This window comes from Pectobacterium peruviense, from assembly GCF_002847345.1.
GTDB lineage: Bacteria > Pseudomonadota > Gammaproteobacteria > Enterobacterales > Enterobacteriaceae > Pectobacterium > Pectobacterium peruviense.
The window spans coordinates 1-235 of sequence record NZ_LXFV01000055.1 but is presented as its reverse complement, the minus strand read 5'-3'; the positions used below and the strand labels follow the sequence as shown (position 1 = coordinate 235).

Genomic DNA, 235 nt, shown 5'->3' with positions numbered 1-235 from the left:
ACTGAGCAAGCGCACCTGTTGATGTCATGAGTGTAGACTCATGCTGACGCGATAGTGCCGGATTTTTAATTCGGTACGGATTTTTCGTGTCCCCATCGTCTAGAGGCCTAGGACACTGCCCTTTCACGGCTGTAACAGGGGTTCGAATCCCCTTGGGGACGCCAATCCGATAATGAGTGAAAGACATTATCACCGAATATCTTAAAGATGATTCTTTGGAGTCATGTTTACGATA

The 235-nt window shown here is 46.8% G+C and carries 1 tRNA gene; it reads left to right on the top strand.

The window, feature by feature from the left end:
• The first annotated feature begins 88 nt into the window (after positions 1 to 88).
• Positions 89 to 164, top strand: a tRNA-Glu gene (locus A0G03_RS20620).
• Positions 165 to 235 lie beyond the last annotated feature (71 nt).